This window comes from Methylobacterium phyllostachyos, from assembly GCF_900103445.1.
Classification (GTDB): Bacteria; Pseudomonadota; Alphaproteobacteria; order Rhizobiales; family Beijerinckiaceae; genus Methylobacterium; species Methylobacterium phyllostachyos.
The window spans coordinates 1-25,626 of sequence record NZ_FNHS01000032.1; the positions used below are offsets into that span (position 1 = coordinate 1).

General features: G+C 69.6%; 20 protein-coding genes, 1 tRNA gene and 2 rRNA genes. 11 read left to right on the forward strand and 12 right to left on the reverse strand.

The genetic code is table 11. The features are described from left to right. The 3 genes from BLQ49_RS28090 to BLQ49_RS28100 form a co-directional block, all read left to right on the forward strand. Positions 1–281 (forward strand): 23S ribosomal RNA (locus BLQ49_RS28090); the annotation flags it as partial. Positions 282–416: 135 nt separating this feature from the next. After that, positions 417–532: ribosomal RNA gene (gene rrf, locus BLQ49_RS28095) — 5S ribosomal RNA — on the forward strand. A 134-nt stretch (positions 533–666) separates the two neighbouring features. Then, positions 667–743 (forward strand) — tRNA-Met (locus tag BLQ49_RS28100). A gap of 224 nt (positions 744–967) precedes the next feature. Here BLQ49_RS28100 and BLQ49_RS29410 read toward each other — a convergent pair. Continuing rightward, positions 968–1,258, reverse strand: coding sequence for a hypothetical protein (locus BLQ49_RS29410; RefSeq protein WP_143012374.1), 291 nt, complete (start codon positions 1,256–1,258; stop codon positions 968–970). A 221-nt stretch (positions 1,259–1,479) separates the two neighbouring features. Further along, positions 1,480–2,463 carry a hypothetical protein gene (locus BLQ49_RS28110; RefSeq protein WP_091722796.1) on the reverse strand — a complete coding sequence of 328 codons (984 nt, stop codon included), beginning with the start codon at positions 2,461–2,463 and terminating at the stop codon, positions 1,480–1,482. A 954-nt stretch (positions 2,464–3,417) separates the two neighbouring features. Here BLQ49_RS28110 and BLQ49_RS28120 point away from each other — a divergent pair. The 3 genes from BLQ49_RS28120 (at position 3,418) to BLQ49_RS28130 (ending at position 5,537) form a co-directional block, all read left to right on the forward strand. Further along, entirely contained in the window at positions 3,418–3,765 is a 348-nt protein-coding gene (locus BLQ49_RS28120) for a hypothetical protein (RefSeq protein ID WP_091722799.1), read from the forward strand. Continuing rightward, positions 3,762–4,205 (forward strand): response regulator, encoded by a 444-nt coding sequence (locus BLQ49_RS28125; protein ID WP_244507799.1) that lies wholly within the window; start codon positions 3,762–3,764, stop codon positions 4,203–4,205. The genes BLQ49_RS28120 and BLQ49_RS28125 overlap by 4 nt, the downstream gene beginning before the upstream one ends. A 189-nt stretch (positions 4,206–4,394) precedes the next feature. Then, positions 4,395–5,537: an acyltransferase family protein gene (locus BLQ49_RS28130; protein ID WP_091722802.1), complete on the forward strand. Its 1,143-nt coding sequence runs from the start codon at positions 4,395–4,397 to the stop codon at positions 5,535–5,537. Positions 5,538–5,630: 93 nt separating this feature from the next. Here the strand turns inward: BLQ49_RS28130 and BLQ49_RS28135 are convergent, their stop codons facing one another. Further along, on the reverse strand, positions 5,631–7,775 hold the full coding sequence (locus tag BLQ49_RS28135) for a helicase-related protein (protein WP_091722804.1): 2,145 nt from the start codon (positions 7,773–7,775) through the stop codon (positions 5,631–5,633). Positions 7,776–7,971: 196 nt separating this feature from the next. Then, positions 7,972–8,856: a transcriptional regulator GcvA gene (gene gcvA / locus BLQ49_RS28140; protein WP_091722806.1), complete on the reverse strand. Its 885-nt coding sequence runs from the start codon at positions 8,854–8,856 to the stop codon at positions 7,972–7,974. 92 nt (positions 8,857–8,948) lie between these two features. Between gcvA and BLQ49_RS28145 the strand changes: the two genes are divergently transcribed. After that, positions 8,949–10,181 (forward strand): MFS transporter, encoded by a 1,233-nt coding sequence (locus BLQ49_RS28145; RefSeq protein ID WP_091722808.1) that lies wholly within the window; start codon positions 8,949–8,951, stop codon positions 10,179–10,181. A gap of 42 nt (positions 10,182–10,223) precedes the next feature. Here the strand turns inward: BLQ49_RS28145 and BLQ49_RS28150 are convergent, their stop codons facing one another. Together BLQ49_RS28150 and BLQ49_RS28155 are read right to left on the reverse strand one after the other, a co-directional pair. Next, positions 10,224–11,510, reverse strand: a complete 1,287-nt coding sequence (locus BLQ49_RS28150) for a methyl-accepting chemotaxis protein (RefSeq protein WP_091722810.1) — start codon at positions 11,508–11,510, stop codon at positions 10,224–10,226. Between the two features lie 259 nt (positions 11,511–11,769). Then, positions 11,770–13,497 (reverse strand): adenylate/guanylate cyclase domain-containing protein, encoded by a 1,728-nt coding sequence (locus tag BLQ49_RS28155; protein ID WP_091722813.1) that lies wholly within the window; start codon positions 13,495–13,497, stop codon positions 11,770–11,772. A 193-nt stretch (positions 13,498–13,690) separates the two neighbouring features. Here BLQ49_RS28155 and BLQ49_RS28160 point away from each other — a divergent pair, with 193 nt between their 5' ends. Continuing rightward, positions 13,691–14,263, forward strand: a complete 573-nt coding sequence (locus BLQ49_RS28160; protein WP_091722816.1) for a DNA-3-methyladenine glycosylase — start codon at positions 13,691–13,693, stop codon at positions 14,261–14,263. On the opposite strand, the gene BLQ49_RS28165 is transcribed toward BLQ49_RS28160, so the two are convergent. Then, the gene (locus tag BLQ49_RS28165; RefSeq protein ID WP_091722819.1) at positions 14,217–15,068 is read right to left on the reverse strand and encodes a helix-turn-helix transcriptional regulator; all 852 of its coding nucleotides are present in this window, start codon (positions 15,066–15,068) and stop codon (positions 14,217–14,219) included. The genes BLQ49_RS28160 and BLQ49_RS28165 overlap by 47 nt on opposite strands. Positions 15,069–15,167: 99 nt before the next feature. On the opposite strand from BLQ49_RS28165, the gene BLQ49_RS28170 reads away from it, so the two are divergent. Continuing rightward, positions 15,168–16,067: an SDR family oxidoreductase gene (locus BLQ49_RS28170; RefSeq protein WP_091722821.1), complete on the forward strand. Its 900-nt coding sequence runs from the start codon at positions 15,168–15,170 to the stop codon at positions 16,065–16,067. Here BLQ49_RS28170 and recD2 read toward each other — a convergent pair. From recD2 to BLQ49_RS28195, 5 genes are all read right to left on the reverse strand, one after another. Then, on the reverse strand, positions 16,049–18,277 hold the full coding sequence (recD2, locus tag BLQ49_RS28175; RefSeq protein ID WP_091722835.1) for an SF1B family DNA helicase RecD2: 2,229 nt from the start codon (positions 18,275–18,277) through the stop codon (positions 16,049–16,051). The genes BLQ49_RS28170 and recD2 overlap by 19 nt on opposite strands. A gap of 162 nt (positions 18,278–18,439) precedes the next feature. Next, positions 18,440–21,916, reverse strand: a complete 3,477-nt coding sequence (locus BLQ49_RS28180; protein WP_091722824.1) for a CheR family methyltransferase — start codon at positions 21,914–21,916, stop codon at positions 18,440–18,442. Then, the gene (locus tag BLQ49_RS28185) at positions 21,897–22,457 is read right to left on the reverse strand and encodes a PAS domain-containing protein (protein WP_091722827.1); all 561 of its coding nucleotides are present in this window, start codon (positions 22,455–22,457) and stop codon (positions 21,897–21,899) included. The genes BLQ49_RS28180 and BLQ49_RS28185 overlap by 20 nt, the downstream gene beginning before the upstream one ends. Positions 22,458–22,896: 439 nt before the next feature. Next, positions 22,897–23,247, reverse strand: coding sequence for a hypothetical protein (locus BLQ49_RS28190; protein WP_091722838.1), 351 nt, complete (start codon positions 23,245–23,247; stop codon positions 22,897–22,899). A 122-nt stretch (positions 23,248–23,369) separates the two neighbouring features. Then, entirely contained in the window at positions 23,370–24,473 is a 1,104-nt protein-coding gene (locus BLQ49_RS28195) for an SMP-30/gluconolactonase/LRE family protein (protein ID WP_091722830.1), read from the reverse strand. Between the two features lie 167 nt (positions 24,474–24,640). On the opposite strand from BLQ49_RS28195, the gene BLQ49_RS28200 reads away from it, so the two are divergent. Next, a complete protein-coding gene (locus tag BLQ49_RS28200; protein ID WP_091722833.1) occupies positions 24,641–24,886 on the forward strand; it encodes a DUF6894 family protein in 246 nt (81 codons plus the stop codon). A 12-nt stretch (positions 24,887–24,898) separates the two neighbouring features. After that, positions 24,899–25,626, forward strand: a 728-nt coding sequence (gene ruvB / locus BLQ49_RS28205) for a Holliday junction branch migration DNA helicase RuvB (RefSeq protein WP_091722841.1), incomplete at its 3' end; no start/stop codon positions are given.

Below are 25,626 nucleotides of genomic sequence, written 5' to 3' on the forward strand. Positions count from 1 at the left end.
GGTCCCTATCTGCCGTGGGTGTAGGAGGTTTGAGAGGCTTTGTCCCTAGTACGAGAGGACCGGGATGAACGTACCTCTGGTGGAGCTGTTGTCGCGCCAGCGGCAGTGCAGCATAGCTACGTACGGACGGGATAACCGCTGAAGGCATCTAAGCGGGAAACCCCCCTTAAAACGAGACCTCCCTTGAGGGCCGTGGAAGACGACCACGTCGATAGGCCGGGGGTGCAAGCGCGGCGACGCGTTGAGCCGACCGGTACTAATCGCCCGATTGGCTTGATCGCTCTCGTGATCCGTGTCCGTGAACACGGCACAGTTGCAGAAAGACCCGCAGCGCCAGACGCTGCATGCTTGCCGAAGAGGACACACGCCGTCGCAGCACCCTGCACGGCCAGTCCCAAAAAATTGCGATGCGCCGGTCTGGTGGCCTGAGCGGCGTGCCCAGAACCCGATCCCATCTCGAACTCGGCCGTTAAACACGCCAGCGCCTATGGTACTGTGTCTCAAGACACGGGAGAGTCGGTCGCCGCCAGACCTGCCCATCGCAATCGAACGCGCACACGGCTCACACGAGCCAGCGCCATTCCCTCGACACGACACCATCCGGCCCCGGAGCCATCGCCCACGCGCACCCAGCGCCGGCGCACCGGACCAGCCGCACACACTTGGCGCGGGGTGGAGCAGCCCGGTAGCTCGTCAGGCTCATAACCTGAAGGTCACAGGTTCAAATCCTGTCCCCGCAACCAACACACACCACAAACACCATACCAAAGCCAGCCCGCTCGTTCGAAAGAACAGGCGGGCTTTGGCGTTTTGGATCCCGTCGCTCAGTCTATCGGTGGTCGACAGGCACCGCGTGCCTTGTGTCTTGATGCCGAGGCGACGTCGCATAACGCGACCAGGCGACCGCCCTGATGGGTGCTCTGGCACGGGTTGCGAGATCCATCGGGATGCCGAGGTGATGGATGGGTCAATCCGATGGCTCTATCTGTCTCCGGAAGGCCGCCAAAACATCGTCCGCTGAAGCTTCGCAGCCGGCCGGCACGGTAATCTCGACGGCCATCTCGTTGCCGGCCGGATCCCGGCCCGTCGTGAGCCGAGCATAGGCCCTGCGGGTGAAATGGATCGCGTTCAGGCCCACGGTCGCGAATCGGTAACCGAGATTCCAACCGCGATAGACGTAGAAAACCCGGTTCTCGGGTTGTGACGCGGCCGAGAGGGCAGGATTCGATCTGTAAGGTCCGGTCTCGACGAAGCTCACGAGGGCAGGACTCGAGCAGCGGTCGAAGGAGACGCGGTATCGTCCGGCTGCAGCGTGGGGGAGCATGACGCCGGCGCCAAGATCGATCGGCGAGCTGGTTGCCTCCAGGCTGGCGGCCCGGCCGGCATCCGAGAATTGGGCGTGAACATAGGTCCGACCCCCGATCGAGGTGCCCAGGAGGCACAGAAGGGCGAGGCAGGCTCGGCCCGTCGCAGTCGAAATCAACGGATCGGCACGCATGCGCGATCCTCGATCCGGAACAACGTGGGAATGATGACCGCCACAACGGAGGCGAGGGCGACCAGGGATGATCCGGACCCATCATGCCAGAAGTGATAGGCCTCCCGGGATGGGAGCATCGCCAGGATCCGTGCGACGTTGATCGCCACCACCACGGCGGCGCTCGTCGCGAGCGCGGCCAGCGCCGCGCGGTCCGCTGGTTGATCGGCGATCTTCAGGATCGAGAGCCAAATCAGGACGGCCAGCGAGAGATTGTGGAACGACGAGCACCCTTCAAGGACGACAATGGCCCAGTCGCCGCGCACACTGAGGCTTGCCCCAGTCGTTCCAAGGCCATCGTAGAAGAGTTTGCCAACTCTATATAGTATCCCGACTTCTGCGCCCTCGATCAGGTGGTACGCGATCTTGAAGGCGAGCTTACCCCACAATTCATAGATGGATAGGGCTATCCAAATCTGCCCAATATCGATCCATTGCCGATCGGCGCGACGTCGGAGGAGGGCCCAACTCCCGGCGACCGTCGTGGCCACGTAGATCCCATGCTGCTCCGGTATGAACCAAGCAAGGGCGGAGAGCACCAAAACCGCGCGGTCGGCACGCGCCAGCGTGATCCCTCTCTCAGGACCGTGCCCAATTGCGTTGCGACCGGGCGCGGTCCTGAGGAACCGTTTCGACCCGCTGCTCGGCGCGGAACCAGGCTCCACTGCGCTGGAAAGCGTTCTCGGGACTGCCAGGATCCGTGACAGCAGCGCAGCCAGCGCGAAGGCTTCGCCGGCGTTGAACTCCACGAGATGCCGGGCGGTCTGCGCCTGCTCGAAAAGGTGACGCTGCAGGGCCGCCGAGAGGAGAGTGCCCCCGGAGAACACCAGAAGCGCCCAGGCTGCGGTCTGGGCGGTGAGATGCGCGCGTGCCGCGCAGGCTGCATCCGTCCAGCGCTTCCTTCCATGCGACACGAGACTGTCCATGACAGGGAACCGTCAGGTCTGCGGCTTGGCTTCGTCGTTGCGCCGACGGCGCAGGAAAGCGACGGTTCCGCCCACGAGAAGCAGGCTGAGGATGGTGTTGGCCTCCGGCGAGGGGGCGCCGCCGGTATTTCCGCTCGACCCGCCTCCGGAGCCGAAACTGAAGCTCGGTCCTGCGAAAACCTCGACGCTGAAGGGGGATGTCGAGGCAGAGGCAGGCACGCGCGTGGGTGCGGTCGAGGCCGCCGGGCTCGTGTTTCTGCTCGCCAATGTGCCGTCCCAGCCACCCGCGAGAGCATTGCCGGTTCCAGCGGCGGCGGGACTGCCGAGACCGATCACGACGGCGGAAGTGCAGAGTATACTTACGTATTTCACCCGAGCCTCCCTATCAATGTTGCTGCCTTCAAGGAGAGGTCGGATTTTCGGTTGGCGCAAGCCTAGATTTTATTCCGATGATTCTATTCACAGGTCATAATCGATTTAACTGTATTTGATAACCATTTTCGCCAAATGCGATCTGAAACTCCGTACTTTGTGCGCAGCCAATACAAGCTTGGCCGTTCCGCTCGCGCGGCAGGCCTTGGGCCTCTACGTCTCGACGTTCCTCGCGCGGTCGAAATCCGCAGGGGTTATGGGGGCGGTATCTGGTTCCTTGAATGAAGCGATGTGAGAACGAGGTTTCTCGCCCGATCGCTCATGATCTCGGTGTTCGAACAAGTCGTTCCGGGTGCCGGTCAAAAGATATTGAATTGTTCTTAAACGATCTTTTTACCGTTCAAGACTGCTATTGCGGTTCTTGATGGGGGTGAGAAGGGCATCGTGAGTGACACAGAGACGTCCCTTCAGGGCTCCTGTCTTCGGGCTGCCGCCATCACCGGCCTTGACCTGATCGCCTTGCCCGGCGAGCGGGCCGATAGGCAGCGCCGTGTCGTTCCTCCGGCATCCGCCGCGGAGCCCATGTCACAGGCCTGGAGCGTGCCGGCCATCCTGGTGCGTGCCGCCACCGGCCGCCTGTGCCGGACCGAAGCCTATGTCCGCGACCGGGATCGATCCTTTAGGACGGTGCTACCGCAGGTCCGCGGCGGCGGCGTGTTCGCCGCGGCGCATGCGCATCAGGCCGAGCGCCCGGCGGATGAAGCGCTACAGCGTGTCGAGAATCGGAACGCCGTCGTGACCGCGTGGGCGCGGGCGGCCCAGGAACGGGCCCGTATCGCCGAGGCGCGTCACGCGGAAGACGGGTCGGCCCAGGTGCAGGCGACGATCCTGGCGGCGTTCCCGGAAGCCGCGGATCGGGTCGCCGCATGAGCGGACCACCCGACCATCTGTCGTCCACTCCGCGCCCGAAGATGGCCGGTGCCCCCGGACTTGATCCGCGCCGGATGCCCGTCCTCGTGGTCGATGACGTCCCCCTGATCCGCTCGGTGGTCCGCGCCGTCCTCGAACAGATCGGGGTGCGCGACGTGCACGAGGCGCCCGACGGCGCCGACGCCCTCCGGATGTTGAACGACCACGCCTACGGCCTCGTCATCTCGGATCTGCACATGTTTCCGATGTCCGGCTTCGAGCTGCTCCGCCGGGTGCGCGACGACCGTCGCCTGCGGGAGACGCTGTTCGTGATGATGACCACGAAGGAGCACGCGCACGCCTTCACGGCCGTGCGGCGGGCCGGGGTGAATGCCTGCCTCGTCAAGCCCTTCATGCCGGCCGATCTGCGCAGGACCCTGGCGGAGGTGTGGCCGGCCTGACCGCGGCCCGTGCCCGCCCGGAAATAGGTGCTCGAGGCCGGTGGTGTCGGCGGCCGTCTTAACCCTGTCCGGATCGTTTTGGAGCCCGCAATCGATTCGGATGTGAAGCCGTCCGGGAATGGCTCTACTGTTCTCGCGTGGTGAGCGGCTGATTGAGCGCCGGTGTCTTGCGTTTTCACAGGTGGAGCGATGCGGGGCGCACGGCTCGGTTATGTCGACACGATCCGCGGCCTCGCTGCCTTGGCGGTGATCTACTTCCACGTTGCGGACCATCTCGTGAAAACCGGCCATGCGGGGAGCGGGCTCGAGCGGGCGCTGTTCCAGGTACTCACCCAGTCCGTCGACCTCGGGAAGGTGGCGGTGGTGATGTTCTTCGCCGTCTCGGGCTTCGTCGTCCCCTATTCGCTCGACGCGCGCAGCCGCACCCCCGTGCGGGATTTCGCGATCAGCCGGTTCTTCCGCCTCTATCCAGCCTATTGGCTGTCGATCCCCATGGGGATCTGCGCCTTCTACGTGGCGCTGGGCAGGGACCTCCCGGTCTCGACCGTGCTCGCCAACCTGACGATGCTCCAGCAATTCGCCGGCATCGAGAACATCATCGGCTTGTACTGGACCCTGCAGATCGAGCTGATCTTCTACGGCCTCTGCGTGCTCCTGTTCTGCGCCGGGCTGCTCCAGCGGACGCGCGGTCTCGCGGGCGCGGCCGCGGTGATGCTGGCCGCCGCCGTCCTGATGGCGCTCGCCCGCTACCACCTCGGCAAGGCCCTGCCGGTCGCGCTGCCGCTGGCCCTGGCGATCATGCTGTGGGGGACGCTCTGGCGGCGCTGGCATGTCGAGGGGCACGCGGCCGCGCGCCCGGCTGCCCTCGGAATCCTGGCGCTGATCGCGCTGGCGATCCCCGTCGTCTCGGTGCTCGCCTACGGGCGCGACCTCGGCTTCGGCGAGACGTGGTATCGCTACACGGCGACCTACGAGACGGCGCTGCTGCTCTTCGCCCTGATGACCACCCGCTGGCGGATCGAGGCGCCGCTCCTCGCGTGGCTCGGCGCGGTGAGTTACGGCCTCTACCTGTTCGGCCCGGTCGCCCAGGAGGTGGTGTTCGCCGCCGCCCGGTGGGCCGGTCTCGTCGTTCCCGGCCATGTCCTGATCGGCGCCGCGATGCTGGTCGCCCTCGCCATTGCGGCCCCGGTCCATCGCTTCGTGGAGCGGCCCTGCATCCGCCTGGGCCGGCGCCTGATCGCCGAGTCCGGGATTCCAAAGGGCGAGGCCCTTTGGTCGGTTGCCAGGGTGAAGCCCTGGCGTGTCGCGCTGAAGCCCGACAACCGGGCATAGTTCGATATTCGGACGCAGTCCGACGGCAGGGCGCTGCCCTGCACCCGCAAAAGGTCCCGGATCTTTTGAATCCGAACCTTCACGTCCTACCCGTCACCGCCCCCCGGCGCTGCGGCGGGTGCGCCGCTCGGCCTTGCGGGTCGCAGTCTCGCGCAGGTGCTGCTCGATGGAATCGTTGGCGCGGCCGCGCATGTGGCGGATCGCCTCCACGTCGTCGAAGGTCTCGGGAAAGCGCCGGGACAGCCAGAGATAGGCGCTCGCGAGCTTCACGGTCCGCTCCTGATAGTCGAGCGCGCCCGCGAGGTTGCCGCGCAAGGCCGGCACCGTGAGGCCCGCCGCCCGTGCCTGGCACCAGCGCTCCAGAAGCCCCATCGCGATCTCGTCGCGCCGGTCGATCGGGCAGACCGAGAAGGCGAACTTTTCCTCGATCGGCAGCCGGGCGCGATCGACGGTGCGGGCGACGTCGAGCACCTCCTCCAGGGCCGAGGGCTGGAATGGCGAGCCGGCGTAGAAGGTCGCCCGGGCGAAGTGAGTCAGCACCTCGTAGAGACTGTGCGTGCGCATCTCCTCGGCGACCGAGCGGATCGCCCCGAGATCCGGCCGGACGAAGAAGCGCGTGTCCGCCGCCGGCGCCGTGGGGGCGCCCGAAAGGGCCGTGCGGATCGGCTCGATCGCAGTGGGCTCGGTCGCTGCCACGTAGCCGACATCCTGGTGGCCGTAGCGGCCGGCCCGGCCTGCGATCTGGCGGAGTTCGGAATGGGTCAGCGCCCGCTCGGCGGTGCCGTCCCACTTGCGCACCGCCGAGAACACGATCCGCTTCAGCGGCCCGAGATTGAGCCCCATTCCGATCGCGTCGGTGGTGACCAGCACGTTGGCCTCGCCCGAGCGGAAGCGCGCGGCCTCGGCCCGGCGGACCTCCGGCGAGAGGGCGCCGTAGATCGTCGCCACGCGATGGCCGCGGGCCACCAGGATCTCGCGATTCTCGTGCACGGCCCGGCGGGAGAAGGCCACGACCGCGTCGCCCGCCTCGACCTTCTCCAGGGGCACAGGCTGCTCGATCAGCAGCAGCGGCGACTTGCGGGTGAAGGTAATGACTTCCAGCGACTCGTTGGCGGCTTCGGCGGCGCGGCGGACATACGACAGGGCGTCGTCGGAGCCGCAGACGATCACGGTCCGGGCCGCGACGCCGAACAGGGCGTTGGTCCAGGCCCAGCCGCGGTCGGGGTCCGACAGCATCTGGATCTCGTCGATCACCGCGACGTCGATGGGGCGGGTCAGGTCGGCGGTCTCGATGGTGCGGGCGGTGTGTGTCGGGTTCGTCTCGCCCAGCACCTCCTCGCCGGTGATCATGCCGGCGCGGAGCCCCCGCTCGCGCAGGGTCTCGTAGTTCTCCAGCGCCAGGAGGCGCAGGGGCGCGAGGTAGGCGCCGGTCTCGGCCGCGGTCAGGTGCTGGAGCGCCGCGTAGGTCTTGCCGGAATTGGTCGGCCCCATGTGGAACAGGATTTTCCGGTTGAGGCGCCGGGCGGCGGTGAACCGCTCGATATAGGCGCCGAAGCCGACCTGATCGCGCAACCGGCGCAGGCGCGAGCCCTCGCGCGCCACCGCCTTGGCGTGGCGGCGGACGGGGGTGAGGGTGTCGTTGAGGCCGCGGGCGAGCTTCGGGCCGTAGGTGAACACCCGGGACCGGAGCGAGCGGTCCATGTGGGCGATGTAGGCGGCGGCATCCGCGCCGACCTCGCGCAGATCGACGAGGAGCTGCGCCCGCAGCCGGTCGACCGGCTTGTGCAGGGCGCGGGTGGCCTGCAACGCCGTCTGCGCCACGGCCGCGCGCAGGGCCTCCAAGCCGTGGGCGGAATCGTTCCGCGACGCCATGCGGGCGAGGATCGCGGCTGCCTCCGGGTCCGGGGTGACGTCGAGGCGCAGGTCCAGGCGGCCGTTGTCGAGGAGCGGGATCTCGGTCCGGACGAGCCACGTGATCCGGTGATCCTTGGTCACCACGGCCCGCAGCGTGGGGATCGCCTGCCGGATCGCCGGGACCCCGGTCTCCGCGAAGGCCCGGGCCGCCTTCATCGCTCGCAAGGCCTGGGCGACGCGCTCGTCCTCCACCTCGGCGCCGTAATCCGGCAGGTCGAGCTGGGCGAGCAGCCGGTCGAGATCGACCGCCTCCGGCGACAGGCCGAGCCGGCCGAGGGATTCGATCAGGCTTTCGATCGTTGGGCGGAGACGCTTGCGCGCCATGCGGTCACCTTCGGCAGAAGCGTCTCACGCCAACCCGGACTGTGTCGGGCGCGTTCCGATCCCGACCATGCGCCGGGTGGACGCCGTGCGCCACCCGGAGCGTCTTTGCGAGCGCAGCGAAGCAATCCAGTCGGCGCCACAGCTGCCGATGTCGCGCTGCCCTAGGTCGCGTCGCTTCGCTCGCGATGACAGCGGGTCACGGCCGCGCCGCCGCGGCCAGCCAGCCACAGAAGGCGTGGATCGCCGGGTCCTCCGTCCGCGCCGCCGGGACGTAGGTGTAGTAGCTCCGCGCCGGCAGGGCCGGACCTGCGAAGGGCAGGGTCAGGCGGCCCGCCGCCACGTCGTCGGCAATCAGCCGCTCGGGGCCCATGGCGACGCCGAGCCCGTCGAGGGCGGCCTGGAGCGTCAGGTAGAAGTGCTCCAGCGTCACCGAGGCCTGTGGCGTCAGGTCCGGGACGCCAGCTTCGCGTAGCCAGTCCGGCCAGACCCGCGGGAGCGTCGCGGCGTGCAGGAGCGTGTGCTGCCGGAGCTGCGCGGGCGTCTCCAGGGGCAGGCGCCGCAGCAAAGCCGGGCTGCAGACGGGGATGCGCCGCTCCGACAGGAAGGGCTCGGCGACGTGCCCCGGGCGCGTGTCCGGCCCGCCGCGGATCGCCACGTCGAACGGCTCGGTCAGCTGCGCCAGGGGCACGTTGGAGGTCGTCAGCCGCACCTCGATCGCCGGGTTGGCCCGCTGGAAGCCCGACAGGCGCGGGATCAGCCAGCGCAGGGTGAAGGTGGCGAGCGCATTGATGTGCAGCAGGCGTGGTCGGCCGCGCTCGACCTGCCGAGCAGTGGCGAGCGCGATGCGGTCGAGGGCGGCGCCGATCTCGGCGGCGTAAGCGGTCCCAGCCTCGGTGAGGACGACGCGGCGGTTGTGGCGCTCGAACAGCGGCGCGCCGAGCCACGCCTCCAGCATCTGCACCTGCCGGCTCACCGCTCCGTGGGTGACGTGCAGCTCATCCGCCGCCCGGGTGAAGCTCGCGTGCCGGGCCGCGGCCTCGAAGGCTTTGACGGCGTTCAGAGGCGGCAGCCGGCGATGCACGGGTCAGGTTTCCTCACGCGAGCGTCAGCATAAGTCGTTTGTCAGCTCTGAACCAGCCGGCCATCCTCCGCCCACAGCCAGAAGGTGACAGGATGGCCCTCGCATCGACCCCGACCGCATCGATTGCGTCCGCTTCACCCGGCGAGGCCCGGCGCACCCTTGCGATCACGGGGGTGAACCACGCCCTGCATGATGGCTACACGGATCTGATCTACGTGCTGCTGCCGGTCTGGCAGGCCGAGTTCGGCCTCGATTACGTCGCCCTCGCGCTGCTGCGCTCGCTCTACAACGGTGCCCTGGCGGCTTTGCAGATGCCGGCGAGCCGCCTCGCCCAGTCGCTCGGCGCCCGGACCGTCCTGATGCTCGGCACCCTGCTGAGCGCCCTCGGCTACGCCGTCGCGGGCGCCTCGGGCGGGTTGATCGGGCTCGGAATCGGCCTGCTGCTCGGCGGGGCCGGCAGCAGCACCCAGCATCCCCTGGCCTCGGCGGTGATCGCCCGGGCGTACGGATCCGCGGCGCGCGGTCCGCTCGGCACCTACAATTTCACCGGCGATCTCGGGAAGGCAGCGGTGCCGCCCCTCGTCGGCTTCCTGCTGACCCTGACGGGCTGGCGCCACGCCCTGTGGGTGGTGGCGGGCGCCGGCCTCGTCGTCGCCTTCGCCGTCGGCCGCCTGCTGCCGCGTGACTCCGCCTCACGCAGGGCCAATCCGGGCACGGCGGCGCGGACACCGGCGCGAGCCGTCGGCGCGCCCGCGGGGCGGGGCGGATTTCGTCTGCTCGTCGCCATCGGCATGCTCGACAACGCCGCCCGGCCGGCCTTCCTGATCTATCTGCCGTTCCTGATGCAGGAGAAGGGCGCGGCGCTGACCACGGTGGGCCTCGCCCTCTCCCTGGTCTTCGTCGGGGGCGCCCTGGGCAAGGCCGTGTGCGGCCGGATCGGCGAGCGCCTCGGCGTGACCCGCACCGTGATCCTCACCGAGACCGGGACCGCCGTGATGATCCTGGCGGTGATCGCGCTGCCGCTCGCGCCCGCGCTGCTCCTGCTGCCGCTGCTCGGCGTGATGCTGAACGGCACCTCCTCGGTGCTCTACGGCACGGTGCCGGAACTGGCCCCAGGCGGCCAGGTCGAGCGAGCGTTTGCGGTGTTCTACACTTGGACGCTGGGCGGCAGCGCGCTGGCGGCGCCGCTGCTCTACGGGCGGCTCGGCGACGCGGCCGGTCCGCACTGGGCGGCGACGGCCTCGGCCGCGACGGCGCTCGCCGCGGTGCCGCTCATGCTGGCCCTGGCGCCGTCTCTTCGGGGCGAGACGGCGCGGCGGGCCTGATCGGTGTTCGGCCGGCGGCGTACCGGGGCCGAACCGTGCCCGTCAGGCGGCGCGGATCCGCTCCAGGAAGCCGTGCAATGCGGTGCCGAGACGCTCGGCATGGTTCGACACCTGAAGCGCCGCGTCGAGCACCCCGGCGGCGGCCGTGCCGCTCGCCTGCGCGCTCGACGCGATCTCCCCGATATTCTGCGTGACCTCGCCGGTCCCCGCGGCGGCCTGCTCGATCGTGCGGACGATCTCCTGCGTCGCGGCCTCCTGCTCCTCCACGGCGGCGGCGATCGAGGTCGCAGTGGTGTCGATCTCGCGGATCCGGCCCGCGACATCGCCGATCGCCGCGACCACGCGCTGGGTAGCCGACTGGATCTGGCTGATCTGGGCGGTGATCTCTTCCGTGGCCCGGGTGGTCTGGGCCGCCAGCTCCTTCACCTCGGCGGCGACGACCGAGAAGCCCCGGCCGGCCTCGCCGGCCCGGGCGGCCTCGATCGTGGCGTTGAGCGCCAGAAGGTTGGTCTGGCCGGCGATCGACGAGATCACCGCGATGACGGTGCCGATCTTCGCGGCGGCCGCGTCGAGATCCGCGATCAGGCCCGTCGTCTCCTCGGCCTCCGTCACCGCGGACCGGGCGAGCTGGGCGGAATTGTCGACCTGCTGGCCGATCTCCGAGACGGAGGAGCCGAGTTGCTCGGCCGCCGCCGCGACGATCCCGACATTGTTCGATGTCTGCGTCGCCGCCGCCGCAACCTCGCCGGTCCGCCGCATGTCCTGATCGGCCGAGCCCGCCATCCGTCGCGCGACGGCCTCCATCTCCTTCGCGGCCACCGACAGGGACATGACCACCGATGACGTGCTCGCGTCGAACTCGGCGATCAGCGCCTCGAGTTGTTGAGAGCGCAGCGTGCTGGATGCGAGCGCCTCGACCTCGGCATGGATATCGACGAGCGAGCCGCAGGCGCGCTGGGCGACGCCGGCCCGATCGAACGCGACGCCGCCCGTGGCGCGGAACCAGCGATACGTCCCGTCAGGCATCTGAAGCCGGTATTTGACGTCGTACGCCCCCTTGTTGCTCACGTTCTTGAGGGCGGCCGCGAAGGCCGCGAAGGTCGGGCCGGCATCATCCGGGTGCAGGCGATTCGACCAAGACTCCATCGCGTTCGGGTATTCCGCCTCCGAGCGGTAACCGGCAAGCCGACGGAATTCCGGGCTCCACGTCCACCGGCTCTTCGGATGCGCGGGATCGCCATTATGCAGGATGGCGTCCCACAGACCGACCCCGGCGTGGGCTTGAAGGAGTTCGAGCAGTTCCGATGCGTCTCGATGCCGTGCAAACATTTATCTTCGCCTGCCGTGTGCAGTTTCAGTTGGATTGGCGATTTTTATTCGAAACGATTCAAGATCGTCAGAAATTAGACGACTTATATATCATTCAATGCTTAATAAACGCGCATCGCTATCGAGCAGAGCCTGATTTTATTATCTAATCAGAGCCGGCGAGGCTTTCCTGTGGCTGGTGTTGTGGGCGCGCATTTGCAGGGGTTCCGGAGCCAGACGCGAACCGCCGCTTCGCCCGATGGCGATGGTGGGCGATCCCTCAGAGGCTCCCGATCATGCTGACCCGGACGGAATCGGACCGTCCGTCCACTGCGATGTCCCGGATCGTCTCCGGGACGCCGCCGGCGGCTTGGTAGACCGCCTCCGACACCACGGCCACGCAGCCCAAAGCCTTGGTTAGTCCCTGGAGCCGGGACGCGACGTTGACGGTGTCGCCGAGCGCCGTGAAGCGAGCGTCGGTGGCATCGCCCATCTCGCCAACGATCGCCGGGCCGGCATGGACACCGATGCCGTAGCGCAGGGTGTGCTCCAGGTCCTCTGCCAGCAGGCGGTTCAGGGCGGCCACAGAGTCCCCGATGAGGTCCACCGCCCGCAGGGCGTCCCGGGCCGCCTGCTCGGGCTCGCTCTCCAGGCCGAACAGGGCCAGCAGCCCGTCGCCCAGGAACTGGTTGGTCGAGCCCCCCGCACTCCGCACGGCCTCGCCCACCGCGCCGAGGAAGCGGTTGATGATGAACACCGTGTCGTAAGGCAGCCGCTCCTCGGCGAGCCGGGTCGAGCCGCGCAGATCCACGAACATCGCCACGATGAAACGCTCCTCGCCGGATTCCGCCCGGTCGAGGAGATCCGTCGGACGCACCCGCGGCTGCGGCGGCAGCAGCGGCACCACGGCGAGGTCGGTCTCGGGCCGGAACTGACAGGCGAGGCGCACGCCAGGCCCGGCGACGATGCGTGCCAGAACGGCGCCCTCGGTCCGGCCCGGCGGCGGTGCGCCGTCGCTGCCATCCGTCACCCGGATCCGGCAAGTCGAGCACCGGCCGCGGCCGCCGCAGACGCTGGCATGCGGGATCCGGTTGCGGCGGCTCGCCTCCAGCACGCTGGTGCCCCGGGGCACCCGCACCACCCGCCCGTCGGGATAGCTGAGCCGGACGGTCCCGCGCTGGATCTCCGCGAGCGTCCGCACCCCGCGGGCCGCGATGACCGCCGCCACGAGCCCGGCATAAATCAGGAGCATCCGGTCGCGGATCCCGGCGAGCCGGGCCACCTGATCGGGCAGGCCGACATGGACGGGCTGGAGCGCCACCGCCCGCCACGCGGGATCCTGCGCTAGGGCGCGGATCGCCCGGCCGCCCTGCGCGAAGCCCAGCAGCGCCACGACCGGCACCAGCACCGCCAGGGCCAGCAGACCCGGCGCGGCGCGCGCGAAACCGGGCTTCAGCCGGAGCCAGAAATACAGGCCCATGCAGCCGTGGACCCAGGCGACGATGAGCACGGCCACCTGCAGCGCGCCGAGCATCGGGGCTGCGATCCAGAAGGCGTAGAGTTCCTGCGCGTAGCCCTTATCGAGCCCCTCGGTGGCGAAGGCGACCCGGGTCCCGACGATGTGGCTGACGAGGAGCGGCGGGATCAGGAGGCCGGAGCCCAGTTGCAGGATCTCGGACGCCCGCAGGCGGAAGAACCGGCTGGCGTAGAGCGCCTGGAGGCCGAGCAGGATGTGAAGCAGGAGCGCGCCGTACAGGAGCGCGAGCCCGAGCGGGTTGAGCCACAACGCCGTGACGACGTCGAGGCCGTCTTCCATGGTGCGAAGCGAGACGTTGCCGAGCGCGTGGTTGGTCAGATGGGTCAGTACGTAGCCGAACAGCACCAGGCCGCTCGCCAGCCGGAGCCGACGCAGGGTCAGGGGCGACCGCCGCGGGACGGCAACGGCCGGCCGGACCCCGGCACCCTCTCCGGCAGGTTGCAACGTCGCGATCGCGGCTGTGCGCGTCATGCTGAGGTCCGATGGGATCGGCCGGCGGCTCGCATTTCGCCGACACTCGTACCAGCAAGACTTGTATCGCGCCCGATCTATTTCGCCGCGTACGTGTTCGATGCGGGTTGCGGGGCGGGTCGACCCGGCGGGCTGCCGCGGGTTACCTCTGCCGACGCGGCGCGCCGAACCGTGAGCCGAACCTTGGGATCCGATGCTGGACTTCGACTTCGCCCGACCGGCCGCCGCGGTGGCGGCGGAGCTGATCGGCGCCGGCCTGTTCGTCGATGGGGCGGGCGGCGTCATCGTCGAGACGGAGGCCTATGACCGGACGGATCCCGCCTCGCACAGCTTCAACGGCCCGACCCGGCGCAACGCCAGCATGTTCGGCCCTCCCGGGACCGTCTACGTCTACCGCTCCTACGGGATGCACTGGTGCCTGAACCTCGTCTGCGAGCCCGGCAGCGCGGTGCTGATCCGGGCGCTGGCGCCGACCGAGGGACTGCCCGCGATGCAGGCCCGGCGGGGTACGACCGAGGCGCGCCTGCTCTGCGCCGGGCCGGGCCGCCTCTGCCAGGCCCTCGGCGTAACCGGCGCCCAGGACGGCTGGCCGGTCGGGCGGGCGCCGTTCCGGCTCGCGCCCCGCACGGAGCCCACCGAGGTGGTGAGCGACCGGCGGATCGGCATCACCCGCGGGGCCGAGACGCCCTGGCGCTTCCTGCTCGTAGGCTCCCGGTTCGTCAGCCGGCCAGTGCGGCGGAGGAGTCCCGAGACGGGGCCTGCATGAGCCGGCGGATGTCCGCCCGGAGGGTCGGCGTGACCGGGTTGTAGACGATCAGGCCGAGGTCCGGCCGGCCGTCGACTGCGAAGCCCGAATATTCCAGCTCGATCAGGCCCAGGGTGGGATGCCGGAGCCGCTTCACCCCGTCGCCATGGGCATGGACGTCGTTCTCCCGCCAGAGGGCGGCGAAGTCCGGGCTGGTCCGGCAGAGTTCGTCCACCAGCTGGCCGACCTCGGACACGGCGCCCGCCCGGGCCGCATCCGCCCGGAAGGCGCCGACCACGAGGCGGGCCACGCTCGCCCAATCGTGCTGCGCCGCCCGTACGCGCGGATCGCCGAACATGCGACGCAGGATGTTGCGCTCAGCCGGCGGGACGGTGCCCCAGTCGGTCAGCACGATGGCGGACGCCCGGTTCCAGGCGACGACGTCCCAGGTCGCCGTCTTGATCAGCGCGGGGCTGGTCTCGAACGTGTCGAGCAGCCGCTGCAGCCGCGGCGTGACACCCTCGGCGGGTCGGTAGCGGACCTCCGGCGGGCGTCCCAGGGCCAGCATGAAGATATGCTCGCGCTCGGGCTCGGTCAGCATCAGCCCGGCGGCGAGGCGGTTGAGCACGTCCGCCGAGGGGGCACCCCCGCGGCCCTGTTCCAGCCACGTGTACCACGTCGCGCTGATGTTCGCGCGCTGGGCGACTTCCTCCCGGCGCAGGCCCGGCGTGCGCCGACGCCCCGCGAACCCGAAGGTGGCGGGATCGAGCCGCGCGCGACGATCCCGGAGATAGGCGCCTAGCAGAGCTTCGGAACCGGCCGGCATGGCGATCCTGTTAGCCGTTATACCCGTATACGGTCACGTCTTTAACAGCATGGATCCTGCGCCGACACTGGGCCCCTCGATCACAACGGACGCCCCGCCATGCGCATCTTCCTCACCGGCGCCACCGGCTTCATCGGCACGGCCCTGATCCCGGAGCTTCACGCGGCCGGGCACCGGATCCTCGGCTTCACCCGCTCGGAGGCCGGGGCCCACACCCTCACCGAGGCCGGGGTCGAGCCCCTCCGCGGCGACCTGACCGACCTCGATCGCCTGCGCGCGGGGGCCGCAGAGGCCGATGGCGTGATCCACACCGCCTTCGACCACGACGACTTCTCGAACTTCATCGCCAATTGCGAGAAGGACCAGCGCGCCATCGCGGCACTCGGGGACGCCCTGGCGGGCTCGGACCGGCCGCTCCTCATCACCTCGGGGACCGGGATCGGCTGCCCCGCGCCGGGCGTGCCGGCGACCGAGGACGTGTTCAACGCGGAGCATCCGAATCCCCGCATCGCCTCCGAACTGGCCGGTGCCGCATTGCTGGAGGCGGGGATCAACGTCGCGGTGATGCGGCTTCCGCAGGTCCACGACACGGTCAAGCAGGGGCTCGTCACCTACCTGATCGACCTTGCCCGCCGGACCGGCATCTCGGCCTATATCGGGGACGGCGCCAACCGCTGGGCGGCGGGGCCGGTCCGCGACGTGGCGCGCCTCTACCGGCTGGCCCTGGAGGCGGGCGAGCCCGGCGTCCGCTACCACGCGGTTGCCGAGGAGGGCGTCCCGGCTCGTGCCCTGGCCGAGGTGATCGGACGGGGTCTGAAGGTGCCGGTCGTCAGCCTGACGCCCGGGGAGGCCGCGGAGCATTTCGGCTGGCTTGCCGCCTTCGCCGCCCTCGATATGCCGGCCTCAAGCGCCTGGACGCGGTCGCGACTCGGTTGGGAACCGACCGGACGTGGACTGATCGCAGACCTTGAGCGGATGGATTACGCCCGGGCGATCTGATCGGGGGGCTGTGGCCCGCGGCTGAGCCATTCCCGCAGCTTGGTCCAGCGCGGCTTCATCGTGCCGCCGCGGACCGCGACGGCCACGGCCTTGCGTTGCCCGAGCAGCACCACGAGCCGCTTGCCCCTCGTCACCCCCGTGTAGAGGAGGTTGCGCGCCAGCATCGTCCAGTGCTGCATGGCGAGCGGGATCACCACGGCCGGATATTCCGAGCCCTGCGACTTGTGGATGGTGGTGGCGTAGGCCGGCACCAGCGTGTCGAGCTCACCGTAGGGATAGACCACCGCCCGGCCCTCGAAATCGACGATCACCGCGCCCTCGTCGTCGTCGATCCGCGACACGGTGCCGAGATCACCGTTGAACACCTCGCGGTCGTAGTCGTTCTGGCTCTCCATCACCCGGTCGCCGGGGGAGAAGCGCCAGCCGAACCGCTCCACCGAGACCGCCGGATTCGGGTTCAGCACCGCCTGGAGTTCGTGGTTGAGGTTGCGCGCGCCGAGCAGCCCGCGCTGCATCGGGGTGAGCACCTGCACGTCGCGCACCGGATCGAGGCCGAACCGGGCCGGGATGCGCCGAGTCACCACCTCGATCAGCGTCGCGACGGCCGGCTCGGGGTCGTCGATCTCGATCCAGTGGAAATCGCTCTCGGCGCCCCGCGGGGCGGGCTCCGGCATTTTCCCGGCGTTGATCCGGTGGGCGTTGACCACGATCCGGCTCTCGGCGGCCTGCCGGAAGACTTCCGTCAGCCGCGCCACCGGGACCGCGCCGGAGGCGATCACGTCGGCCAGCACCTGCCCCGGCCCGACGGAGGGCAGCTGATCGACATCGCCCACGAGGAGGAGGGCGGCGTGGTCGGGCACCGCCTTGGTCAGGGCGTTCATCAACGGCACGTCGACCATCGAGGTCTCGTCGATGACGAGGAGGTCGCAGGGGAGGGGGTTTTCCGCGTTGCGCGAGAAGCCGCCGTGCTTGGGGTCGATCTCCAGCAGGCGGTGGAGGGTCTTGGCTTCCAGCCCGGTCTGCTCGCTCATCCGCTTGGCGGCCCGGCCGGTGGGGGCGGCGAGCAGCACCCGCACGCCCTTGGCCCGGAGGATTTGCAGGATCGTTTCCAGCGTCGAGGTCTTGCCCACGCCGGGGCCGCCGGTCATCACCGCGAGCTTGGCACCGAGCACGTGGCGCACGGCCTCCTCCTGCGAGGGCGAGAGCGTCTTGCCGGTCTTCTCCGCCACCCAGGGCAGGGCCCGGGCGATGTCGATCTCCGGCCAGGGCGGTGTGCCGTTCGCCCGCTGGAGCAGCCGCTCGGCGATGGCGCGCTCGGCGGCGTGCAGGCCCGCGAGGAAAATGCAGGCCTTGTCGCCGATGATGTCCTGCACGACCTCGCCGGTCTCCAGCACGTCGAGGAGGGCCGTGCGGATCAGCGGCGCCGCCACGCCGAGGAGGTCCTCCGCCAGGGTCACGAGATCCGCCACCGGCAGGGCGCAATGGCCCGCATCGGTGGCGGTCTGCAGCGCGAAGGAGATGCCGGCGCGCAGGCGCTGCGGCGCCTCCGGGGTCAGCCCGAGCTTCATCGCGATGGCGTCGGCGGTCTTGAACCCGATGCCGCGGATGTCCTTGGCCAGCCGGTAGGGATCCTCGGTCATGACCGCGATGGCTTCGTGGCCGTAGGTCTTGAAGATCCGCACCGCCCGGGCGGTCCCGACGCCGTGGGCGTGCAGGAACAGCATGATCTCGCGCACGGCCTTCTGCTCGGCCCAGCCGGCGACGATCCGGGCGGCGCGCTTGCGCCCGATCCCCTCCACCTCGGTCAGGCGGCCGGGCTCGGCCTCGATGATCTCGAACGTGCCTTCCCCGAAGGCCGCCACGATGCGCTTGGCCATGGCGGGGCCGATGCCGCGCATGTGGCCCGAGGCGAGATACTTCTCGATGCCCGCGATGCCCGTCGGCGGCGTCACCTTGAGGGTATCGGCCTTGAACTGCAGGCCGTGCTGGCGGTCCGTGTGCCAGATGCCGGTGGCGGTGATCCACTCGCCCGCCCCGATGGCCGGCGCGTGTCCGATCACCGGCACGAGGTCGCGCTTGCCCCGCGCCTGGACCTTGAGGACGCAGAAGCCGGTCTCCGGGCTGTGGAAGGTGACGCGCTCGATCGTCCCGGCGAGCGCCTCGACGGGCTGGCCGGGCGCGGAGGGGTGTGGCGTCGCTCGCTGGTTCATGCCCGGACCGGCTGCGCCGGGCGGGCGCATCCAAGGGTTGAAGATCGGGGCATGCGGCAGGCGGAACAACGGCGTTGCCGCAGATCGGCCGGGGAGCGGGCCGCGACCCGTCGTCACGTGGTTCTGGGGGCGACGCGGCGGATGGGTCCGCTCGCGGCGCGCTCACCCCCGCGTCAGCGCCGAATCCGGCAGGCGCAGCACGATCCGGTACTCGGTCGCGTCATGGCTGCGCTCCACGGTCGCCTCGAGTTGGCGCAGGGACATCTCGACCAGCAGCGAGCCGAATCCCCGGCCCGGCCGCGGCTCCGCCACCCGGGCCATGCGCTCGCACCAGTCCAGCACCAGCCCGTCCGGCCCCCGCTCCCAGGTCACCGACAGGGACCCGTCCTCGGCCCCGAGCGCTCCGTACTTCACCGAGTTGGTCGCCCATTCGTGCAGGATCATCGCCAGCGACGACACATGCCGCCAGTTGATCGCCACGAGGGGCCCCTCGATCACCGTGGGAACGTGGTCGCGGTACGGGCGCAGGGTCGCGCCGATCAGGCCCGCGAGGTCGCTCATCCCCTGGCCGTCGGTCGGATCGGCGAGCGAGTGGGCGCGGCCCAGGGCCGAGATGCGGTCGCGCATGTCGGAGGCGAAGATCCCGATGTCCCGGTGCGTGCGCGAACCCGCCGAGATCATGCCGCCGATGATCGCGAACAGGTTCTTCACCCGGTGGTTCATCTCCCGCAGCATCAGGTCGCGGGTCTCGGCGAGCGCATATTCGGGCGAGACGTCGATGCAGACGCCGACGATCCGCTTCCGGTCGCCGCTGCGGGTCAAGCGCCCGTAGCTCCGGATATGCCGGGGCGCTTGGTCGGGTGCCCGGACGCGGATCCGGGCCTCGAACTCGTCGAGCCCGTGCGCGGCCTCGGCGAGCGCCGCCTCCAGGCCGAGCCGGTCCTCCGGCACCACGCTGGCGATCAGGGCCGGGACCGGGTGCGGCGTGTCGGGGGCGAGGCTGAACATCGTGCCGGCCGTGCTGTCGACCACGATGGTCGCGGCGTCGGGGCTGTACTCCCAGACCCCGATCCCGCCGGCCTTGACGGCGAGTTCCAGGCGCTCGCGCTCGGCGGCGAGCTGGCGCTCCAGCGACAGGGCCTCGGTGATGTCGGTGAGCACCAGCGTGGCGCCGTCGATGCTGCCGTTCTGCAGGCGGTAGGGCAGGACGCGCAGCGACAGCGTCCGCTCTCCGTCCCGGGTGGTGAGGCGCCGCTGAATGACCGAGCCGCCGGCGCAGACCGCCTCTGCGTCGTGCAGATACTCCTGGCCGGCGAGCCGGCTCGATACGTCGGCGAGCGGCCGTCCCCGGTCGCCCGGCTGCAGCGGGAAGATCGTGGTGGCCGCCGCAGTATAGCTGCGCACCCGCAGGTCGCGGTCCAGCACGATGACGGCGAGGTCGGTCGATTCGAAGAAATTGCGCAGGTCGGCGTTGGCGATGGTGAGCTGCTCGACCTTGATCTTCAGCTCGTCGTTGACGGTGGAAAGCTCCTCGTTGGTCGATTGGAGCTCCTCGTTCATCGACATCATTTCTTCGTTGGAGCTCTTCAGCTCCTCGTTCGTCGTCTCCAGCTCCTCCACCGCCGAGCGCAGCTTGTAGCGCGTGCGCAGCAATTCCTCTTCCAGCGCCTCGACATGGTCGCCGCCCGCATCCAGCTCGATCAGGTCGAGGTCGCTGGACGGCTCGAAGGCACCGGTCTCGCGCAGGACGAGCAGCATCGAGCCGTCCGGCAGAGGATCGCAGATCAGTTCCACCTGCTGCAGGCCGTATTCCGAGCGGATCTCCACGTTCCGGACCACGACCCGCTTGCGCGCATCCCGGGTCCGGCGCAGCAGGGGGCCGATCACGTCGCGCAGGCCCGGCCGCGCCAGCGTGATGGCGCTGGTGCCGCCGGTGCGCGTGACCGGGAAGTCGAAGTAGCGGCTCAGGCGCCCGTAGGCGCTGATGATGCCGCCATCCTCGTTCAGTACCATGCTGGGCGGGGCGTAGCGCTCGATCACACGGCGCACCGCCGCGGATTCATCGGAGATCGACGGATCGCCCCGGCGCTCCTCGCGCCCGCCGCGCCGCACCTCGCCGCGCCGGGCGCTGCCGGGCAGGTCGATCGGGTATTGCGGCGAGCCCGGCGGCCGCTCGAACAGGCGCGCGTGCTGGTCGATGGCTGGAAACAGGTGCTCGAACCGGCTCACGCTCTCGGAGGGGCCGAGGAACAGATAGCCCCCCGGCCGCACCGCGTAGTGGAACAGGGGCACGACCGATTGCTGCAACCGCTCGTCGAAGTAGATCAGCAGGTTGCGGCAGGAGAGCAGGTCGATCTTGGAGAAGGGCGGGTCCTTGACCAAGCTGTGGCTGGAGAAGCGAATCAGGTCGCGAACCCCGGCCGCGATGGTGAAGCGCTCGGCATGGGGAACGACGTAGCGCTCGCGCATGGCGGCCGGGATGTCGGCGAGCGCCGCGGCCGGATAGGTCGCCTCCCGGGCGATCTGGAGCATCCGCTCGTCGATGTCGGTGGCGAAGATCTGCACCGCCAGCGGCAGGTCGAGGCTGCGGGCGGTCTCGGCGAACAGCATGGCGATGCTGTAGGCCTCCTCGCCGCTGGAGCAGCCCGGGATCCAGACGCGGATGTCCTCGTCCGGATCGCGGTTGCGCAGCAGCGGCTCGACCACCCGCTCGCGCAGGATCTCGAACAGTTCGGCGTCCCGGAAGAAGCGGGTGACGTTGATCAGCAGGTCGCGGAACAGCGCCTCGCATTCGGCCTTGTCGGCCCGGACGCGGGCGAGATAGGCCCGGGCGGAATCGAGGCCCAGCACATGCATGCGCCTCTCGACCCGGCGGACCAGGGTGGTGCGCTTGTAGCCGGCAAAATCATGCCCCACCGCCGTGCGCAGCACCCGGCAGAGATCGTCGAGATGGTCGGCGACCGGGCCCGATTCCTCGCTGCTCGCATCGGTGCCGCGGCGGCGGAAGAAGGCCGCGAGGCAGTCCACGATCTCACCCGGCGGCTGCACGAAATCGACGAGGCCGGTGCCGACCGCCGAGACCGGCATGCCATCGTAGCGGGCGGTATCCGGCTGCTGCACCACGCAGACGCCGCCATGCTCCTTGATGGCGCGCAGGCCCGTGGTTCCGTCCGCGCCCGTGCCCGATAGGATCACGCAGGCCGCGTTGGCCTGCTGATCGACGGCGAGCGAGAGGAAGAAGTCGTCGATCGGCCGGCGCAGCCCTCGCGGCTGCACGAACTGCGTGAGTTCGAGGACGCCATTCTGGATGACCAAGCCCCGGCCCGGCGGGATGATGTAGACCTTGTCGCCGGCGATCCGCTCGCCGCCCTCGCACTGGAGCACCTCCAGCCCGGTATGCCGGTCTAGGAGCTGGGCCAGCATGCTCTCGTGGTTGGGATCGAGGTGCTGGACGATGACGAAGGCCATCTCGGTCGGCGTCCGGGCACGGGCCAGCATCTCGCGCAGGGCCTCGAGCCCGCCCGCCGAGGCGCCGATCCCCACCACCGGCCCGGCGAAGGGAGCGGCCACGACCTGACCGGCGCCACCCAGGACCTCCGGGGCTCCCGCCCCGGGCTCGTCAAGGAAATCCTGGTGCATCGAGATCCGCGAGGGTGAGCTTCGCCTGCGCGACGGTGGCGACGGTGTTGGCGATCGTCATCAGGGAGCCCTCGATGACGATGCCGCTCTCCGCAAGCGTCGGACTCAGCCGGGACAGGGTCCGGCTCAGTTCGGTATCGTACGCAGAAAGCAACTCTGGTTGCGAGCGGCTGATGTCGAATTGGGATGCGAAAAGAAAGCGCACCTCGCCCGACAGCGCCTTCAACTTCGACATGTACAGCAGATTGACGAATGGGCGTCCGTCCTTGCGGAAATTCACGATCGTCGTCCGCACGGCGCCGATCCGATCGTCTTCGAGGAAGGCGTGGATCTTGGCGCGTGCCTCCCGGTTCTCCGCATCCCGCTGCAGGAGGCGGCAATTGCGGCCGACGACATCCGCCGCGTCATAGCCGGTGAGCTGGTGGAACGGCGCGTTCACCAGCAGCAGCGGGTTGTCGGCAGTGACGCCGGCCAGCGCCAGGGCGATGTGGGAGCTCGCGAAATAGCTCTTGAGTTCGGCCGGAATGTCCTGGGTGTCCACGGCAGATCCTCTGTCGCCTCCGTTCGGCCCCTCGCGGCCGAGCCGACCGTGTCACTCACCGGCCCGCCACCATAAGAACGGCCACGCTGTCTGGTTCCCGAGCTTAAGTCGCGCGGTAGCGTGCCGTCATAGGCGCGCGGGCCCGGCGCCGCGCTGCGATCGACCCTGTGGCGGCCGGCCTGCGACCGGCCATGTCCGGGCGAACGCGCAGCGTCCGCGGCGATTCGACAATACGCGCCGAGCATCCCATCGGGATCGGCGTTGTGCCCCTCGATATCCACCTTCGTGGTGGCGTCGACCTCGGCATGAGCGACCGTCGAAGCGCGGGGCTGGATCCCCCTGGGGACCCGGCGCTGACGCCGGAAATCGGCCAGGGGCGACCCTGTCCATGGACGTTCCCCTTACGCTCATCTCAGGCGCGGCCCAGGTTTCCGCAACCCTAACGCGGCTCGGCAAGCCGGCAGGCTGCACCGCTCGCCCGGGGATAGCCGTAATAGATAGCCTCGACCTGCACGGTGGCGCGGCCGGCGATCTCCGGCACCGCGGCCGTCTGCGTATCGAGGACCGCCCCACCGGCTCCAGTGAAGGTGCAGAGGATCGTCACCGGCGCCACGGGATCGGCCCCGGTGTTGTGCAGCGCGACCTGGGCCCGCTGCGGCTCGTGCGAATCCGGCGGCGTGTGCAGGTGGGTTTCCTGAAGTGTGACGGATCCCGTGGCCTGCACCGGCGCAGCCGCCCCGATCAACAGGCCGGCGGCCAGAACGACCCGCGTGGCGCGTGGACGCCGCATCCTCGGCATGATCGTCATACCCCTCCGTCTCAACCCTTGCATCCTGCGATGCGACCACCTTCGGTCAACCCGGAGATCCCGGATCGGGTCTCCGTGCGCGCTTCGGCTGGATAGAGGCGCGCTCAGTTGCGCACCGGCTTGGCGTCGATCTGCATCCGGTAGATCGTCGTCGGGAACTTCACCGCTGAGGCCTCGCCGCCGTTCATCGCGGGCGTGCGGTTCATCTGCGCCGCCGGGATCCAGAGACCGCCCTGGTCATCAATCCACATGGCGTCGACCCAGACGAGGCGCGGATCCTGCACGAGGGTGCTCATGGTCCCGTCCGGCGCGATCTTGAGGATGCGCAACCCGTCCGTATCGCTCGCGTAGATGGTGCCGCTCGCGTCGATCGCGGTGCCGCCCGTCGCCACGGTGGCCGCGTAAAGCTTGACGTGCTTGGCCCGCTCGTCGTCGCTCACCGCGGCGTCGTCGAGGTAGCGCGTCTCGATGCTGTAGAGCGGGCCGGTGCAGGCTTGGTAATAGAAGGTCTTGCCGTCCGGCGAGACCTCAAGCTGGTCGGCGTGGATGAACAAGAGCTTGCCCTTGTCGTCCCGCAGCACTCGGCCCTGGCCGGTGAGCGGGCGCTGCGCGATCGTGGACCAGTGCCCGTCGAGCGCTCGGCGCAGGGATCCGGTGTCGAGGTCGAGGACGATCAGCCCGGGCTGGCCGGCATCGGTCAGGTAGACGTGGCGGCCGTTGAAGCGGAAATCGTCGATGAAGCTCTTGTCCGTGGTCGCCGCCTGGAGCGGGTAGACCTTGCGCACGGTGTTGGTGGCCAGATCGATCTGCACGAGCTTGGGGCCGCCCGGCAGCGGCGCCTCGCCCATGCCGGGGGCGCCCTTGTCGACCACCCAGAGGTCGCCGTCCGGCCCGATCCGGATGGCGTTGACCGCCACGAAGGCCTTGGCCGGGTCGTCGCCGCTCTTCCAGGCGTTCCAGGCCGCATCGGGATAGGCCACGGCCTTGCCGTCCTTCCACTCGCCGAGTTCGATCCCTTTGTCCTTGGACTGGCGCTGGAACGGCGAGAACACCCGGCCGTCCTGGGAGCGGGTGACGCCGTTGAACACGAGGCTGTCCGACTGGATCATCGGCTTCAGGGCGTCGGACCCGGCCGGCGCCTCCGCGGCGCGGGCGGCGGTGCCCAGGGCAGCCACGAGCAGGAGGGCGATGAATGAGGGGCGTGTCATGCGGCGTCCCGGGTCGCTTGAGCGAAAGCTGTCCGCGGAAAGCGCGCAGGGCGGCCGGTGTTCCGCAACGCGATGCGACGCTTCGCCCGGGCTGGATCTCACACGGATAAGAACATATAGTGAACATACAGTGAGGGCCGCGTCGGGCGGCCGGGGAGGAGCGCGGGATGGCACGCTACCGTTTCCACTGCACCAACGGCCTCGAATGCGTGTTCGACGCCCGCGGCGCCGAGGTCCGCGCCGCCGGGCGTTTGAGCGCCCGGGCCGAGCGGGTCGCGGCCGACGTGCGGCGTACGCTGGCGAACCGGACCGACTGGTCCGAATGGCGGGTCAGCGTCCACGACCTGACCGGGCGGCGCGTCCTCGTGCAGCCCTTCGAGGCCGCGCGCGACCGGGTGAAGGCGGCGGCTTGAATGGCCGCGCGGATGACGACGACCCCGCCGCAGAAGCCGGGTCTGCTGCAGGCGGGTGCGAGCCCGGGCGACGTCGATCAGACGATCCGCCCGCTGAGCTTGGCCGAGTTCATCGGTCAGCGCGCGGCCCGGGGCAACATGCAGATCTTCATCGAGGCCGCCCGCAAGACCGGCCAGGCCCTCGACCATGTGCTGTTCGTCGGCCCCCCGGGCCTCGGCAAGACCACGCTCGCCCAGATCGTCGCCCGCGAGCTCGGGGTGAACTTCCGCTCCACCTCCGGGCCGGTCATCGCCAAGGCCGGCGATCTCGCCGCCCAGCTCACCAACCTCGACGAGCGCGACGTCCTGTTCATCGACGAGATCCACCGCCTCAACCCGGCGGTCGAGGAGATCCTCTACCCGGCCATGGAGGATTACCAGCTCGACCTGATCATCGGCGAGGGTCCGGCGGCGCGCTCGGTCAAGATCGATCTGCCCAAGTTCACGCTTGTCGGCGCCACCACGCGCGCGGGCCTGCTGACCACGCCGCTGCGCGACCGGTTCGGCATCCCGATCCGGCTGGAGTTCTACGAGATCGACGAGCTGGAGCAGATCGTGGCCCGCGGGGCGCGGGTTCTCGGCCTCGGCATGTCGGCCGAGGGGGCCAACGAGATCGCACGGCGCGCGCGCGGCACGCCGCGGATCGCGGGGCGGCTGCTGCGGCGGGTGCGCGATTTCGCCGTGGTGGCGGAGGCCGAGAC